Source organism: Streptomyces sp. NBC_00878, from assembly GCF_026341515.1.
Taxonomy (GTDB): domain Bacteria; phylum Actinomycetota; class Actinomycetes; order Streptomycetales; family Streptomycetaceae; genus Streptomyces.
This window is the reverse complement of sequence record NZ_JAPEOK010000001.1, coordinates 4,159,257-4,174,909: the sequence shown is the minus strand read 5'-3', so window position 1 is coordinate 4,174,909 and position 15,653 is coordinate 4,159,257. Positions and strand designations below refer to the sequence as shown.

Annotated in this window: 13 protein-coding genes; 8 read left to right on the top strand and 5 right to left on the bottom strand. The window is 69.4% G+C overall.

Going from position 1 to position 15,653, the window contains the following annotated elements:
* The first annotated feature begins 293 nt into the window (after positions 1-293).
* Positions 294-602 (top strand): co-chaperone GroES, encoded by a 309-nt coding sequence (groES, locus tag OHA11_RS17370; RefSeq protein WP_017239619.1) that lies wholly within the window; start codon positions 294-296, stop codon positions 600-602.
* A gap of 139 nt (positions 603-741) precedes the next feature.
* A complete protein-coding gene (groL, locus tag OHA11_RS17365; protein WP_266497201.1) occupies positions 742-2,367 on the top strand; it encodes a chaperonin GroEL in 1,626 nt (541 codons plus the stop codon).
* A gap of 155 nt (positions 2,368-2,522) precedes the next feature.
* Here groL and OHA11_RS17360 read toward each other — a convergent pair whose 3' ends face one another.
* From OHA11_RS17360 to OHA11_RS17350, 3 genes are all read right to left on the bottom strand, one after another.
* Positions 2,523-3,230: an ester cyclase gene (locus OHA11_RS17360; protein WP_266497200.1), complete on the bottom strand. Its 708-nt coding sequence runs from the start codon at positions 3,228-3,230 to the stop codon at positions 2,523-2,525.
* A gap of 177 nt (positions 3,231-3,407) precedes the next feature.
* Complete coding sequence (locus tag OHA11_RS17355) at positions 3,408-4,181, bottom strand: SDR family oxidoreductase (protein WP_266497199.1); 774 nt, start codon at positions 4,179-4,181, stop codon at positions 3,408-3,410.
* A 364-nt stretch (positions 4,182-4,545) separates the two neighbouring features.
* Positions 4,546-5,232, bottom strand: coding sequence for an MOSC domain-containing protein (locus OHA11_RS17350; protein ID WP_266497198.1), 687 nt, complete (start codon positions 5,230-5,232; stop codon positions 4,546-4,548).
* Positions 5,233-5,321: 89 nt separating this feature from the next.
* On the opposite strand from OHA11_RS17350, the gene OHA11_RS17345 reads away from it, so the two are divergent.
* A complete protein-coding gene (locus OHA11_RS17345) occupies positions 5,322-6,218 on the top strand; it encodes a LysR family transcriptional regulator (RefSeq protein WP_266497197.1) in 897 nt (298 codons plus the stop codon).
* Positions 6,219-6,345: 127 nt separating this feature from the next.
* On the opposite strand, the gene OHA11_RS17340 is transcribed toward OHA11_RS17345, so the two are convergent.
* Positions 6,346-6,681, bottom strand: a complete 336-nt coding sequence (locus tag OHA11_RS17340) for a WhiB family transcriptional regulator (RefSeq protein ID WP_266497195.1) — start codon at positions 6,679-6,681, stop codon at positions 6,346-6,348.
* Positions 6,682-7,061: 380 nt separating this feature from the next.
* Between OHA11_RS17340 and OHA11_RS17335 the strand changes: the two genes are divergently transcribed.
* The 4 genes from OHA11_RS17335 (at position 7,062) to OHA11_RS17320 (ending at position 11,855) form a co-directional block, all read left to right on the top strand.
* Positions 7,062-7,673, top strand: a complete 612-nt coding sequence (locus tag OHA11_RS17335; protein ID WP_003948568.1) for a response regulator transcription factor — start codon at positions 7,062-7,064, stop codon at positions 7,671-7,673.
* A gap of 271 nt (positions 7,674-7,944) precedes the next feature.
* On the top strand, positions 7,945-8,532 hold the full coding sequence (locus OHA11_RS17330; protein ID WP_266497194.1) for a sigma-70 family RNA polymerase sigma factor: 588 nt from the start codon (positions 7,945-7,947) through the stop codon (positions 8,530-8,532).
* Positions 8,533-9,065: 533 nt separating this feature from the next.
* Positions 9,066-10,571 carry an IMP dehydrogenase gene (guaB, locus tag OHA11_RS17325; RefSeq protein ID WP_266497192.1) on the top strand — a complete coding sequence of 502 codons (1,506 nt, stop codon included), beginning with the start codon at positions 9,066-9,068 and terminating at the stop codon, positions 10,569-10,571.
* Positions 10,572-10,730: 159 nt separating this feature from the next.
* Positions 10,731-11,855, top strand: coding sequence for a GuaB3 family IMP dehydrogenase-related protein (locus OHA11_RS17320; RefSeq protein ID WP_266497190.1), 1,125 nt, complete (start codon positions 10,731-10,733; stop codon positions 11,853-11,855).
* A gap of 572 nt (positions 11,856-12,427) precedes the next feature.
* Here the strand turns inward: OHA11_RS17320 and OHA11_RS17315 are convergent.
* The gene (locus OHA11_RS17315; protein WP_266497188.1) at positions 12,428-13,633 is read right to left on the bottom strand and encodes a nucleotide sugar dehydrogenase; all 1,206 of its coding nucleotides are present in this window, start codon (positions 13,631-13,633) and stop codon (positions 12,428-12,430) included.
* 272 nt (positions 13,634-13,905) lie between these two features.
* On the opposite strand from OHA11_RS17315, the gene OHA11_RS17310 reads away from it, so the two are divergent.
* Complete coding sequence (locus OHA11_RS17310) at positions 13,906-15,612, top strand: glycerol-3-phosphate dehydrogenase/oxidase (protein WP_266497187.1); 1,707 nt, start codon at positions 13,906-13,908, stop codon at positions 15,610-15,612.
* Positions 15,613-15,653 lie beyond the last annotated feature (41 nt).

The window sequence follows — 15,653 nt, the reverse complement described above, 5'->3', positions numbered from 1 at the left end:
GAGAGTGGGGGAGTTTGAGGACGAGGCCGTTCAGGCCGATGAAGGGGGGTCTGGGGGTGCGGCCCCCAGCAGGGCCCACCCCGGTTCCGGGCGCCGAACATCCCCCTGACCGCCGGTGGCAATTGGCACTCCGCTTGACCGAGTGCTAATCGCAGTCATAGTCTCGGCTCTGGCACTCACCGCAGGAGAGTGCCAATAGCGACGGGCAGGTCCGGCACCCGCGACGACGGATCCACCTGGTCGCCACCTCAGACAGTTAACCCCGTGAGATCTCCGAAGGGGGAGGTCGGATCGTGACGACCACCAGCTCCAAGGTTGCCATCAAGCCGCTTGAGGACCGCATTGTGGTCCAGCCGCTCGACGCCGAGCAGACCACGGCCTCTGGCCTGGTCATCCCGGACACCGCCAAGGAGAAGCCCCAGGAGGGCGTCGTCCTGGCCGTTGGCCCGGGCCGCTTCGAGAACGGCGAGCGTCTTCCGCTCGACGTCAAGACCGGCGACATCGTGCTGTACAGCAAGTACGGCGGCACCGAGGTGAAGTACAACGGCGAGGAGTACCTCGTCCTCTCGGCTCGCGACGTGCTCGCGATCGTCGAGAAGTAATTCACCCGGCACCACCAGCATTCCCGGCATTACCAGCATTGCAGTGAACTGCGCCCCTGGCCCCCGCGACCTTATGAAGCCGGGTGTCAGGGGCGCGGCTCGTTTCACCCACGTTTTCCGAGAGGGCTGAACCGCTCCCATGGCGAAGATCCTGAAGTTCGACGAGGACGCCCGTCGCGCCCTCGAGCGCGGCGTCAACAAGCTTGCCGACACGGTCAAGGTGACGATCGGCCCCAAGGGCCGCAACGTCGTCATCGACAAGAAGTTCGGCGCGCCCACCATCACCAACGACGGCGTCACCATCGCCCGCGAGGTCGAGCTCGACGACCCGTACGAGAACCTCGGCGCCCAGCTGGTGAAGGAGGTGGCGACCAAGACCAACGACATCGCGGGTGACGGTACGACCACCGCCACCGTGCTGGCCCAGGCGCTCGTCCGCGAGGGCCTGAAGAACGTCGCCGCCGGCGCGTCCCCCGCCCTCCTGAAGAAGGGCATCGACGCCGCCGTCGCCGCGGTCTCCGAGGAGCTCCTCGCGACCGCCCGGCCGATCGACGAGAAGTCCGACATCGCCGCCGTCGCCGGTCTGTCCGCCCAGGACAGCCAGGTCGGCGAGCTCATCGCCGAGGCGATGGACAAGGTCGGCAAGGACGGTGTCATCACCGTCGAGGAGTCCAACACCTTCGGTCTGGAGCTGGACTTCACCGAGGGCATGGCCTTCGACAAGGGCTACCTGTCGCCGTACTTCGTGACGGACCAGGAGCGCATGGAAGCCGTCCTGGACGACCCGTACATCCTGATCCACCAGGGCAAGATCTCCTCCATCCAGGACATGCTGCCGCTGCTGGAGAAGATCATCCAGACGAACGCCTCCAAGCCGCTGCTGATCATCGCCGAGGACGTCGAGGGCGAGGCCCTCTCGACCCTGGTCGTGAACAAGATCCGCGGCACGTTCAACGCCGTCGCCGTGAAGGCCCCCGGCTTCGGTGACCGCCGCAAGGCGATGCTCGGCGACATGGCCGGTCTCACCGGTGCCACCGTCATCGCCGAGGAGGTCGGCCTCAAGCTCGACCAGGTCGGCCTGGACGTGCTGGGCACCGCCCGCCGCGTGACCATCACCAAGGACGACACGACGATCGTCGACGGTGGCGGCAAGTCCGAGGACGTCGTCGGACGCATCAACCAGATCAAGGCCGAGATCGAGGGCACGGACTCCGACTGGGACCGCGAGAAGCTCCAGGAGCGCCTCGCGAAGCTGGCCGGCGGCGTGTGCGTGATCAAGGTCGGCGCCGCCACCGAGGTGGAGCTCAAGGAGAAGAAGCACCGTCTGGAGGACGCCATCTCCGCGACCCGCGCCGCGGTCGAGGAGGGCATCGTCTCCGGTGGTGGCTCCGCGCTCGTCCACGCCGTGAAGGTCCTGGAGGGCAACCTCGGCAAGACCGGCGACGAGGCCACGGGTGTCGCGGTCGTCCGCAAGGCCGCCGTCGAGCCGCTGCGCTGGATCGCCGAGAACGCCGGCCTGGAGGGCTACGTCATCACCTCCAAGGTCGCCGAGCTCGACAAGGGCCAGGGCTTCAACGCCGCGACCGGCGAGTACGGCGACCTGGTCAAGGCCGGCGTCATCGACCCGGTCAAGGTCACCCGCTCCGCCCTGGAGAACGCCGCCTCCATCGCCTCCCTGCTCCTCACGACCGAGACCCTGGTCGTCGAGAAGCCGGCCGAGGAGGAGTCCGACGCGGGCCACGGTGGCCACGGCCACTCCCACTAGGTCCCACCAGGCGTAAGCCGCTTTCGGGCAGCCCAAGGGGGCGTACAAGTACGTACGCCCCTGTAGGCGCCCGGCGAAGGCCCGGAACCCCATCGCTTCGCGGGGGACCGGGCCTTCGTGCTGTCACCGCCGTGGTCCCTCGCGGTCCGACGCGGTCAGACTTCGAGCTGGTCCAGCACCCCGAGCTGGGCCATCAGCCCCAGCCGGTCGTACTGCCACCAGCCCTCGACGACCTTGCCGTCGTCGCGGCACCGGTGAATGGTCGTGCCGGTCATGGTGACCTGCTTGCCGGTGGCCGCTATCCCCATGAAGTCACCCTTGTGGGTGCCGTTCCAGGTCCAGCGCGTACAGACCTGGTCGCCGTCGGAGATCTGGTCCTCGATGGTGAACGCGAAGTCGAACCCGGACCGCCACATCTCCACCTCGCGGCGCAGGGCGTCCATCCCGATCACGTCCTGCTCGTTGGACGGATCATGGTCGTGGTAGTTCTCCGCGACGGTCTCGTCCCACGACGGCAGTGTGCCCTTCCCGGCGAACAGCCCGAAGAGGTTGCGGACACTGGCCTTGTAGAGCCGCTCGTCCCGCACCACGTCGAGATCCGTGAACGTCGGCATCTCGTCACAGAGCGCCACCATCTCCCGGAAGATCCGGTCGGTCTCCGGAAGGTTCGAGTTCCGCATCGCCTCCTCGTACGACGGAAACTCCACGATCTCGATGAAGTGCGACGCGTCGTGCCGGTCCTTCGCGATCACGCTGTGCGACGCGGTCCGTTTGCCCTGGGTCTGCTCGACCCAGGTGTCCATGAGCCGGTTCATCTCGTCGAACCGGTTGGTCTTGCAGTCGATCAGCTGCACGAATGTCATGGCGCCGCCTTCCGGCCCCCTGGGTTTTCCGGCCCCTGAGTCTCCAGTCCCCCTGAGCCCGGTTGAATACCCCCATTTTAGTGAAAATCCCCTCCAGCTGTTTGGCTGAAGGGGATCCACCTCTGTCGTCCGTGCCGCCGCCTAAGTGCCCGGCGGTCTCACCGCGCACCACCGGGCTCACTTCGGCCCGTACTTCCGCCCCGTTTTCGAACTGAGCCCGCCGAGCAACCCCCGCGGCGTCACCTTCACGACACCCATCATCGCCTTGTAGCGCGGGTCCGGGATCGACAGCGACTTGCCCCGCGCCAGGTCGGCGAGCGCGGACGTGACGAGCTTGTCGGCGTCCAGCCACATCCAGTTCGGGATGTTGTCCGTGCCCATCCCGGCCCGCTCGTGGAACTCGGTCCGCACGAACCCGGGGCACAGCGCCATCAGCCGCACACCACTGCCGGCCAGGTCCTTCGCCGCACCCTGCGTGAACTGCACGACCCACGCCTTCGACGCCCCGTACGTACCGCGCGGCAGGAACGCGGCCACCGACGCCACATTGACGACACCTCCCCGCCCGCGCGCCCGCATGGCCTCGGTCGCCGCCGAGGTCAGCCGGAGCACCGCCTCGCAGTGCACCTTGAGCATCTTCAGCTCGTCCTCCATCGGTACGTCCAGATAGACGCCCTTGTTGGCGAAGCCGGCGTTGTTGATCAGCAGGTCGACCGCGTTCTTACGGTCCGAGAGGCGGGCGGCCACCGCCTCGATGCCGTCGTCCGTCGCCAGATCCGCCGTGAGCACCTCCGCCTCGATGCCGTGTCGGTCGTGCAGTTCCGTCGCCTGCTCGCCGAGCCGTTTCGTGTCACGCGCCACCAGCACGAGGTTGTGCCCGTCGGAGGCCAGCCGCCGCGCGAAGGCGGCACCGATGCCCGCGGTCGATCCCGTAATTAGAGCCGTTGTCATGGCCCAAGGTTAGTGACCTGGCTCATGCTGTCCGCGCGCCGAATGACCCGAAAGTACACGCGACGACTGTCCCTTCCCCACAACCTCCACAACGACGAACTGCCCCGTCATCTCCCGGTCTTCGCGACGCGGCGGACGGCGACGGGATTTGTACGGAGTATCCGGATCGCCTGCCCCGGCCGCCTGCCCCGGCCGCCTGCCCCGGCCGCCCGGCTCGGCCGACGGTGCCGGACGCCTCGGACCGAAGTGCCGCGACCGTGCCGCCCTTTGGCGCCGGACCTCTCCAACCCGCCGGGCCTTTCCAACTCGCTAGGCCTGGCCAATCCGCCTGGCCCGTCCAATTCGCCCGGCCGGGACGGCGGCGTCAGACCGGTCGCTCCGTGCCCCCGCCGTACTTCTCCACGTACGTCCGTGCCTTCTCCAGCGTCTCCGGATGCAGCGCGTCCCCCGCCTCCAGCATCTGTGGCAGCAGGCCCCGTTCGGTCGTGACCGCGCGGAACTGGAGGGCAACGGTCACTTCGTGGTCCGGCCGGTGGACGATCTCGATCGGGTCGCCCGCCCGTACCTCACCCGGCTCGATCACCCGCAGATACGCACCGGGCGCCCCCTTCTCGGTGAACCGCTTGACCCATCCCTTCTCACCCAGATGGCCCTGGAAGGTGAGACAGGGAATCCTCCCGGAGGTGACCTCCAGAACGACCCCGGAGCCGACCCGCCAGCGCTCCCCGATCCTCGCGCCGGACACGTCGAGCCCCTCCGTCGTGAGGTTCTCCCCGAACATTCCGCAGGCCAGCGGCCGTCCCAGCGTGTGCTCCCAGTCATCGAGATCCTCGCGCGCGACGGCGTACACGGCCTGGTGATCGCCGCCGTGGTGCCGCAACTCGCACACCGAGTCCCCGGCGAGACCACTCGCGCCGACCCCCTTGGGCCCGGGCGCGAACACCCGCACGGGCCCGTCCACCGGCCGCTTGTCGATCCCGGTCACCCCCTCCGCCTGGTCCGTGTAGTCGACGGATTTGGGGCGGCCCAGATTCAAAGACAGAAGCTTCATGACGGCACGGTAGGCGATCCGATCCCCTCGGATCCAAAGCTTTTACGCGATATTCGTCGCCGCATCCAAGATTCGCTTATGCTCGGAGGATGATCGAGGCCCGCCATCTCCGTGTGCTGCGCGCCGTCTGCGCCACCGGCTCCTTCTCGGCGGCGGGGCGCGAACTGGGCTGCACCCAGCCCGCCGTCAGCCAGCAGATGAAGGCCCTCGAAGCCTCCGTCGGCACCCCTCTGCTGATCCGCACGGGCCGCGAGATGCGCCTGACCCAGGCCGGCGAGGCTCTCGTACGGCATGCCGCGGGCATCATCGCCGGGCTGACGGCCGCCGAGGAGGAGGTCGCCGCGATCGCGGGCCTGCGCGCGGGCCGCGTGCGCCTGGTGTCGTTCCCCAGCGGCAGTTCCACGCTCGTACCGACCGCGCTCGCCGCCCTGCGCGCCGCGCACCCCGGCACACGCGTCTCCCTGGAGGAGGCCGAGCCGCCCCGCTCGGTCGAGATGCTGCGCGAGGGCGACTGCGACGTGACCCTCGCCTTCCGGCACGAGGGCGCGGCGGGCGCCGAGGAGTGGGACGACCTGGTCGTACGGCCCCTGCTCAAGGACCGGCTCGTCGGCCTGGTCCCCGCGGGGCACCGGCTGGCCCGGGCACGGTCGGTCGCCATCGGCGAACTCGCCGACGAGCCGTGGATCGCCGGTTGCCCCCGCTGCCGCGGCCAGCTGGTAGAGGTCTGCGAGCGCGCGGGCTTCACGCCCCGTATCGACTTCGCGACCGACGACTACCCGGCCGTGGTCGGCCTGGTCGGAGCGGGTCTCGGGGTCGCGGTCCTGCCGGAGCTCGCCATCGAGTCCGTACGCCCCAAGGGTGCGCGCATGGTGATGGTCGAACCCGCGCTGCGGCGGGAGATCGTCGCGCTCACGCTGCCGGACCTGGCCCAGGTACCCGCGGTGGCGGCCACGCTGGATCAGCTGGCCGTGGCCGCGGCGCGCTGACCCGCTGGAATCGCGCCGGCCCGCCGGAATCGCGCTGACACATCGGAAACGTGATGACCTGCCGAAAGCGCGCTTACGCACCGGAAAGTGGGGGCACGCGCGCGTGCCCGTTCGGAGAAACGTTCCTTCAGTGGTGTGGCGGAGTGCCCCCGCCGGACGCCGACGTCGACGCCGAGACCAGGCGGTTGCGTGCCCGCCCCATGAGTTCCTCGCGCTCGTCCTCGGTGAGGCCGCCCCACACGCCGTACGGCTCGCGCACCGCCAGGGCGTGCGCCGCGCACTCCGCGCGTACCGGGCACCTCATGCAGACCTCCTTGGCCGAGTTCTCACGAGCGCTCCGTGCCGCACCGCGCTCGCCTTCCGGGTGGAAGAAGAGCGAGCTGTCGACCCCGCGGCAGGCCGCGAGGAGCTGCCAGTCCCACAGATCCGCGTTCGGTCCGGGAAGGCGGGAGAAATCTGCCATTGCGTTGTCCCCTTGTCGCCGTTCTGGGCGGCTATGTGCCCATGACCGTACATCTACGATCTAAGGAGATGAAAATATGACTCATTGAGAATCTAGCCTCAGACACCAGTAAATGGGAAGAAAAGCGGCTAAATGGGGCATGGGTTGTGGTGAAACCTTGAGGGTCCACCGTGGGTGTCTGCACCGTGTCCGCACCCTCACGTAGAGTGCCGAACGTGGCTCACCGCCCCGTAACTCTTTCGGGTGACCGTCGTTGAGAGTGCGGAGGCGGTTGAAAGAACAAGCGCTCGGGCAAGCGTCCGAGAGCGTCAACCGCACAGGTGACGATTCGTACCAGCCTGGAGGCTCAAGGTGACGCGCATCAGCTGCGGAGGACGGCCATGACATCCGTCCTCGTCTGCGACGACTCCCCGCTTGCCCGAGAGGCGCTCCGCCGTGCGGTGGCGACCGTGCCCGGCGTAGAGCGCGTGACCACGGCGGCCAACGGCGAGGAAGTCCTCCGCCGCTGGGGTGCCGACCGTTCGGACCTGATTCTGATGGACGTACGCATGCCCGGTCTGGGCGGCGTGGAGACGGTCCGGCGGCTGCTGTCCGCCGACCCCGGTGCGCGCATCATCATGCTCACCGTCGCCGAGGACCTGGACGGTGTCGCGCTCGCGGTCGCCGCCGGTGCCCGCGGCTATCTCCACAAGGACGCCTCCCGCGCGGAGCTGCGTGCGACCGTCACCCAGGCCCTCGCCGACCCGACCTGGCGGCTCGCGCCGCGCAGACTGAGGTCGGCCGAGATGGGCGCCGCGCCGACGCTCACCGCGCGTGAGATTCAGGTCCTGGAGGGCATGAGCCACGGCCGGTCGAACGCGGAGATCGGCCGTGAGCTGTTCCTCTCCGAGGACACGGTCAAGACCCACGCGCGGCGGCTCTTCAAGAAGCTCGGCGCCTCGGACCGCGCGCACGCGGTGGCGCTCGGGTTCCGATGGGGCCTGGTCCGCTAGGTGAACCGCCGCGGGGGTACGGGTGTCCCCGCCCGCCGAGCGGCGGGTGGGGCCGGACCCGACGGGGGATCGAAATCGGCCGTTCGGGCGCGCGATCCCCGTTTCCCGGCGGATGCCGCATCCTTGAGGTGTGGAGTTCCTCGGGAACAAGTCGGTCGAGCGGGAGGGGAGGGCGCAGGAGATGAGTTCCGGCGCACCTGCTCATAACGCTTCGGTGCACAACTACGGACGCGGTGCCACGGACAGGACGACGCCAAGGCACCATGGACCGATGCGCGACGACGAGGCGGCCACTGCCCAAGGGGCAATTGGTGCGCTCGTACATCGCGCGGTCGACGGCGACGAGCAGGCCACGCACGACCTGCTCGCCCATGTCCACCCCCTCGCGCTGCGCTACTGCCGTACGCGACTGTCCCGACTGCCGGGCGACGCACGGCACTTCGTGGAGGACCTGGCCCAGGAGGTCTGTGTCGCGGTGCTCCTCGCGCTGCCGCGGTACAAGGACACCGGGCGCCCCTTCGAAGCGTTCGTCTTCGCCATCGCCGCGCACAAGGTCGCCGATCTGCAGCGTGCCGCGATGCGCCATCCCGGCTCGACGGCGGTGCCGTCGGACGAGATGCCCGAGCGGCCGGACGACTCGCTCGGCCCCGAGGAGCGTGCCCTCCTCAGCAGCGACGCCGAGTGGGCCAAGAAGCTCATGGCCAACCTCCCCGAGAACCAGCGGGAGCTTCTCCTGCTGAGGATCGCGGTAGGCCTCACGGCTGAGGAGACGGGCCAGATGCTGGGCATGTCACCGGGCGCGGTCCGGGTCGCCCAGCACCGGGCGCTGAGCCGCTTGCGGGCTCTGGCGGAGCAGTAGGTCCCCTTCTGGGCGGGGCCGGGGCTCCTGGGCGGGCGCCGGTCCGACGGGCGGGCGAGCGATCGATCGGGCGGCGAGACGAGCGGTCGGGCGGCGAGGCGGTCGGACGAAACGGGCCCGAGGTGTGGTCGGACGAGCCGGTCCGACGGGCGGTCCGGCGGCTGGTGCGCAGGGACCGGTGGTGGGCAGGCATCGGCGGTGCGCAGGGACCGGTGGGCGCAGGGACCGGTGGTGCGCAGAGGTCGGTCACTCGTCGTGCGAGCCTCCCGTCGGCAGAGTGGCCTTTCTCATCAGTACGGCAAATTTTTCCCGCCGTCCCGGGCGAGGAGCGGGGCGGCGATGCGGGGGCAGGATCCGTCCACCGCCCGCCCAAGGCCCGTACCTCAGGCGGGCGCACGCCGGATGAACGCGGCGGTCGTCCTCCACGTACGAAGCTACGAAGCCCAGGGGCACCCGCAACCGTGGAATGAGAGAGCCATGCTTCCCGTTAGCATGGACATCCGCACCGATCAAGGCCATTTGGGGAAGGTGTCATGACTGCAAACGTCGACGGAGTGCCCGAGAAATTCGCGACACTCGGGCTGACCTACGACGACGTGCTGCTGCTGCCGGGCGCTTCTGACGTGCTGCCGGGCGCGGTCGACACCTCGTCCCGCATCTCCCGCAACGTGCGCGTGAACATCCCGCTGCTGTCGGCGGCGATGGACAAGGTGACCGAGTCGCGCATGGCGATCGCCATGGCCCGCCAGGGCGGCGTCGGCGTACTGCACCGGAACCTGTCCATCGAGGACCAGGTCAACCAGGTCGACCTCGTGAAGCGCTCCGAGTCCGGCATGGTCACCGACCCGATCACGGTGCACCCGGACGCGACGCTCGCCGAGGCCGACGCCCTGTGCGCCAAGTTCCGCATCAGCGGCGTACCGGTCACCGACGGCAACAAGAAGCTGCTCGGCATCGTCACCAACCGCGACATGGCCTTCGAGACCGACCGCTCCCGTCAGGTGCGCGAGGTCATGACCCCGATGCCCCTGGTCACCGGCAAGGTCGGCATCTCCGGCAACGACGCCATGCAGCTGCTCCGCCGCCACAAGATCGAGAAGCTTCCGCTGGTCGACGACGCGGGCATCCTCAAGGGCCTCATCACGGTCAAGGACTTCGTGAAGGCCGAGAAGTACCCGAACGCGGCGAAGGACGGCGAGGGCCGTCTCCTCGTGGGTGCCGCGGTCGGCGCGAGCCCCGAGGCGCTGGAGCGGGCGCAGGCGCTCGCCGAGGCCGGTGTGGACTTCCTGATCGTCGACACCTCGCACGGGCACAACAGCAACGCCCTCAACTGGATGGCGAAGATCAAGTCGAGCGTCGGCGTCGACGTGATCGGCGGGAACGTCGCCACCCGTGACGGCGCCCAGGCCCTGATCGACGCCGGTGTCGACGGCGTCAAGGTCGGCGTGGGCCCCGGCTCGATCTGTACCACCCGCGTGGTCGCCGGCATCGGTGTCCCGCAGGTCACGGCCATCTACGAAGCGGCCCTCGCGGCCCGCGCCGCCGGTGTCCCGGTGATCGGCGACGGCGGACTGCAGTACTCCGGAGACATCGGCAAGGCACTGGCCGCCGGCGCCGACACGGTGATGCTGGGCAGCCTCCTCGCCGGCTGCGAGGAGTCGCCCGGCGAGCTGCTCTTCATCAACGGCAAGCAGTTCAAGTCGTACCGCGGCATGGGCTCGCTCGGTGCCATGCAGTCCCGCGGCCAGGGCAGGTCGTACTCGAAGGACCGCTACTTCCAGGCCGAGGTGGCCTCCGACGACAAGCTCGTGCCCGAGGGCATCGAGGGCCAGGTGCCCTACCGCGGCCCGCTGGCCAACGTGCTGCACCAGCTCGTCGGCGGTCTGCGCCAGACCATGGGTTATGTCGGCGCCGCCTCCATCGACGAGATGGAGACCAAGGGCCGCTTCGTTCGGATCACGTCGGCGGGCCTCAAGGAGAGCCACCCGCACGACATCCAGATGACGGTCGAGGCACCGAACTACAGCCGCAACCAGTAGGCGTCACCAGCAGTCGCCACCAGTTCGGCATCGTGCTCCACGCGCGCGTGGAGCACGGGACGCACGTCCAAGGGCGGTCCCGGAGGCTCCGGGACCGCCCTTGTCGTAGGTGTCGGTGATACTGGGAGGCGCAGAACCGAAGAGGGAAAGGCCACACACGTGACTGAGATCGAGATCGGGCGCGGCAAGCGCGGCCGCCGGGCGTACGCCTTCGACGACATCGCCGTCGTCCCGAGCCGCCGTACGCGAGACCCGAAGGAGGTCTCGATCGCCTGGCAGATCGACGCCTACCGCTTCGAGCTGCCGTTCCTGGCCGCCCCCATGGACTCGGTCGTCTCCCCGGCCACCGCCATCCGTATCGGCGAGCTCGGCGGCCTGGGCGTCCTGAACCTCGAAGGCCTCTGGACGAGGTACGAGGACCCGCAGCCCCTCCTCGACGAGATCGCGGAGCTGGACCCGGCCACCGCGACCCGCCGTCTCCAGGAGATCTACGCGGCTCCCATCAAGGAGGACCTGATCGGGCAGCGCATCAAGGAGGTGCGCGACTCGGGTGTGGTCACCGCGGCCGCGCTCTCCCCGCAGCGCACCGCCCAGTTCTCCAAGGCCGTGGTGGACGCGGGCGTCGACATCTTCGTCATCCGCGGTACGACGGTGTCGGCCGAGCACGTGTCCGGTGCCTCCGAGCCGCTGAACCTGAAGCAGTTCATCTACGAGCTGGACGTCCCGGTCATCGTCGGCGGCTGCGCCACGTACACGGCGGCCCTGCACCTGATGCGTACGGGCGCGGCCGGTGTCCTGGTGGGCTTCGGCGGCGGCGCCGCGCACACCACGCGCAACGTGCTGGGCATCCAGGTCCCGATGGCGACCGCTGTTGCCGACGTGGCCGCGGCTCGCCGCGACTACATGGACGAGTCCGGCGGGCGGTACGTGCACGTGATCGCGGACGGCGGTGTCGGCTGGTCCGGTGACCTCCCCAAGGCGATCGCCTGTGGCGCCGACTCCGTGATGATGGGCTCCCCGCTCGCACGCGCCACCGACGCGCCCGGCCGGGGCCACCACTGGGGCATGGAGGCCGTCAACGACGAGCTGCCGCGCGGCAAGAAGGTCGACCTCGGCACGGTCGGCACCATCGAGGAGGTCCTCGCCGGACCCTCGCACACGCCCGACGGTTCGATGAACTTCTTCGGCGCGCTGCGGCGGGCCATGGCCACGACCGGGTACAGCGAGCTCAAGGAGTTCCAGCGGGTCGAGGTCACTGTGGCGGACTCGCAGCACAAGCGGTGACGCGACGTCGCGCTCGGCTTGGCGTGGCCTGAACTGACGAAGGGGCCTGGCCCTCACTCACGTGGGTGACCGGGCCCCTTCGCGTGTTCAAGTGGCCCTGGTGGGGCGCGTTTTGCGGCCGGGGGCGCGTGGTTGCGTTCGGAGCCAATGCGCGCTGGACGGCTACGCAGAGGCGATAGCGTCCCTCTTCGGCGCCCCAGTTGTCTGGGGTGCCCCCTTCCAAGGACAACGTTCCGGACCCCGGCCCTCGGGGCCCGGCCCGATTTCCGACGTGCCGTCTACCGGGTCACTGGGCGGCGTCGTGGAAGGGGGCGCCTATGGGCCGCCACCGCAAGCCCAATCGCTGGGACCGGATCCGTCTGCGGATGGTGAAGTGCCGGAGGAGGTGGATCTTGCGGATCTACGGAAAGTGAGCGGCCACCCCCACGACAACTAGGGGTGGACACTCCGACCACTTTTCAGGAGCCTGCCGCAGCACCACCTGCGGTGGGCTCCACCTTTTGTACGGTACCGGCGTGGAGCGCTCTGTGCCACCAGCCCCAGAGGCTCGGGATCGCCCCGCGCGCCCCCGGTCACAACCTGTGCGCCGCCCCCGTAGGCGTAGCCCCCCGCGTGTCCAGCAGCAGCTGCGCCTTCACCGACAGCCCTTGCAAGTCGTACGTGCGGTGTTGCTGGAGGAGGATCGTCAGGTCCGCGTCGGCTGCCGCCTCGTAGAGCGAGTCCACGCGGGGGACCGGGCGGTCGAGGATGCTCCAGGACGGGACGAGCGGGTCGTGGTAGCTGACGGCGGCGCCGAGTTCCATCAGGCGGGTCGCGATCTCCTTGGCGGGGGAGCCCTGTTGGTCGGCGTGGTCGGGCTTGTAGGTGACGCCGAGGAGGAGCACGCGCGCCCCGCGGGCGGACTTGCCGTGCTCGTTGAGGAGCGTGGCCGCGCGCTGGATGACGTACTGGGGCATGTGGTTGTTGACCTGCTGGGCCAGTTCGACCATGCGCAGGGAGCGGGTCCTCGGGCCCGCGAGGTCCCGGGGGACGGCGTGTCCACCGACGCCGGGACCGGGGCGGAAGGCCTGGAAACCGAACGGCTTGGTCTCGGCGCAGCGGATGACGTCCCACAGGTCGACGCCCAGGTCGTGGCAGAGGACCGCCATCTCGTTGACGAGGGCGATGTTGACGTGCCGGTAGTTGGTCTCCAGGAGCTGCACGGTTTCCGCTTCTCGTGGTCCACGCGCGCGTACGACCTTGTCGGTGAGGCGCCCGTAGAACGCGGCGGCCGACTCGGTGCAGGCGGGGGTGAGGCCGCCGATGACCTTCGGGGTGTTGGCGGGGGTGTGGTCGCGGTTGCCCGGGTCGACGCGGCTGGGTGAGTACGCGAGGTGGAAGTCGCGGCCCGCGCGGAGGCCGGAGCCCTCTTCGAGGAGCGGCCGGAGGAATTCCTCGGTCGTACCCGGGTACACGGGGGACTCCAGGATCACTGTCGTGTGCGGGCGCAGGTGGGCGGCCAGGGTGCGGGCGGCGTCGGCCAGTTGGCCCAGGTCGAGCGCGCCGTCCGTGCCACGCGGGGTCGGTGCGCAGATGACCGCGGTGCGGACGCGGCCGAGTTCGGCCGGGTTGGTGGCCGGCCGGAAGCCCGTCGAGAGCATCCGGCGCAGGTCGGCCGCGGCCAGCGGCGCGGGGTCGCCGCACTGGTAGCCGAGTGTGGAGATGCCGGTGCTGACGGCGGCCTGGGCCAGGGGCAGGCCGAGCTGGCCGAGACCGATGACGGCGAGATCTGCGGGCATGGCGGTGGGCCGTCCTTCCCAGTAACCGAAGGGGGACAAAGGCGCAAGCCCTGTGGACAGAACGGGCGAGCGCAATGTCAGACTAGGAGTAAATATGACCGATTTGCTGGATTGTCTGGCTGTGTTTCTCCGGAAGTCACCGAGAGATATCCACAGGCGGACGGCCGGTGGTGGCCGAAGACGGGCAACGCGGTCAGAATTTGGGCATGGGGGATGTGAGCCGGGCCTCGCCGGACGGGTGAGCCCAGCGGGACAGACAGCGGGAGGCAACTGTGAGGACAGCGACACTGGGGCCGGCGGAGCGCGCCGAGTCACTCGCGGGAATGGCCGAGCGCGAGCTGGATGTGCTGGTCGTGGGAGCGGGAGTGGTCGGCGCGGGCACCGCGCTGGACGCCGTGACCCGCGGCCTGTCCACCGGCCTGGTCGAGGCGCGTGACTGGGCGTCGGGCACGTCGAGCCGGTCGAGCAAGCTGATCCATGGAGGCCTGCGCTATCTGGAGATGCTCGACTTTCCTCTCGTACGGGAAGCCTTGAAGGAGCGCGGGCTGTTGCTGGAGCGGCTCGCGCCGCATCTCGTGAAGCCCGTCCCGTTCCTGTATCCCTTGCAGCACAAGGGGTGGGAGAGGTTGTACGCCGGTTCGGGCGTCGCGCTCTACGACGCGATGTCGATGGCGCGCGGGCACGGGCGCGGGCTGCCGATGCACCGTCATCTGTCCCGCCGTCACGCGCTGCGCGTCGCACCCGCCCTGAAGAAGGACGCGCTGGTCGGGGCGCTGCAGTACTACGACGCGCAGATGGACGACGCCCGCTATGTGGCAACGCTGGTGCGCACGGCGGCGGCGTACGGCGCGAAGGTCGCCAACCGCGCGCGCGTGACCGGCTTCCTGCGCGAGGGCGAACGTGTTGTCGGTGCCAGGGTGCAGGATGTCGAAGGGGGCGGGGAGTACGAGATCCGTGCCAAGCAGGTCGTCAACGCGACCGGGGTGTGGACGGACGACACACAGGCGATGGTGGGCGAGAGGGGGCAGTTCCACGTTCGGGCGTCCAAGGGCATTCATCTGGTCGTACCGAAGGACCGGATCACCTCGACGACGGGACTGATCCTGCGCACCGAGAAGTCCGTCCTGTTCGTCATCCCCTGGGGCCGGCACTGGATCATCGGGACCACGGACACCGACTGGGACCTCGACAAGGCGCACCCGGCGGCGTCCAGCGCGGACATCGACTACCTGCTGGAGCACGTGAACTCGGTACTCGCGGTGCCGCTGACGCGTGACGACGTGGAGGGGGTGTACGCGGGGCTGAGGCCGCTGCTCGCCGGGGAGTCGGACGCCACGAGCAAGCTGTCGCGCGAGCACACCGTGGCGCATCCGGTACCGGGGCTGGTGGTCGTGGCGGGCGGCAAGTACACGACGTACCGGGTGATGGCCAAAGACGCGGTGGACGAGGCGGTGCACGGGCTCGACCAGCGGGTCGCCGAATGTGTCACCGAGGACGTTCCCCTGATCGGTGCCGAGGGGTACCGGGCGCTGTGGAACGCGCGAGCGCGGATCGCCGCGCGCACCGGACTCCATGTGGTGCGCGTGGAGCACCTGTTGAACCGGTACGGGGCGCTCGCGGAGGAACTCCTCGACCTGATCGCCGCGGACGCCTCACTGGGCAAGCCGTTGCCCGCCGCCGAGGACTATCTGCGCGCCGAGATCGTCTACGCCGCCTCGCACGAGGGGGCGCGGCATCTCGATGACGTGCTGACGCGTCGGACGCGCATCTCCATCGAGACCTTCGACCGGGGTACGCGCAGTGCGCGGGAGGCCGCGGAGCTCATGGCGCCCGTGCTGGGCTGGGACAAGGATCAGATCGAGCGCGAGGTCGAGCACTACGAGAAGCGGGTGGAGGCGGAGCGCGAGTCGCAACGGCAGCCGGACGACCTGACGGCCGACGCGGCTCGGTTGGGGGCGCGGGACATCGTGCCGTTGTAGGGACGGTTGTGACGGTGGTGAAGAGGCGTGGACCGTGCCGG

Bases quoted from the DNA above. Each gene is read 5' to 3' on its own strand.
- OHA11_RS17350 (WP_266497198.1), bottom strand. From the start codon at position 5,232: ATGAAGCTTCTGTCTTTGAATCTGGGCCGCCCCAAATCCGTCGACTAC.
- OHA11_RS17355 (WP_266497199.1), bottom strand. From the start codon at position 4,181: ATGACAACGGCTCTAATTACGGGATCGACCGCGGGCATCGGTGCCGCC.
- OHA11_RS17345 (WP_266497197.1), top strand. From the start codon at position 5,322: ATGATCGAGGCCCGCCATCTCCGTGTGCTGCGCGCCGTCTGCGCCACC.
- OHA11_RS17360 (WP_266497200.1), bottom strand. From the start codon at position 3,230: ATGACATTCGTGCAGCTGATCGACTGCAAGACCAACCGGTTCGACGAG.
- groL (WP_266497201.1), top strand. From the start codon at position 742: ATGGCGAAGATCCTGAAGTTCGACGAGGACGCCCGTCGCGCCCTCGAG.
- OHA11_RS17340 (WP_266497195.1), bottom strand. From the start codon at position 6,681: ATGGCAGATTTCTCCCGCCTTCCCGGACCGAACGCGGATCTGTGGGAC.
- OHA11_RS17335 (WP_003948568.1), top strand. From the start codon at position 7,062: ATGACATCCGTCCTCGTCTGCGACGACTCCCCGCTTGCCCGAGAGGCG.
- OHA11_RS17330 (WP_266497194.1), top strand. From the start codon at position 7,945: ATGCGCGACGACGAGGCGGCCACTGCCCAAGGGGCAATTGGTGCGCTC.
- guaB (WP_266497192.1), top strand. From the start codon at position 9,066: ATGACTGCAAACGTCGACGGAGTGCCCGAGAAATTCGCGACACTCGGG.
- OHA11_RS17315 (WP_266497188.1), bottom strand. From the start codon at position 13,633: ATGCCCGCAGATCTCGCCGTCATCGGTCTCGGCCAGCTCGGCCTGCCC.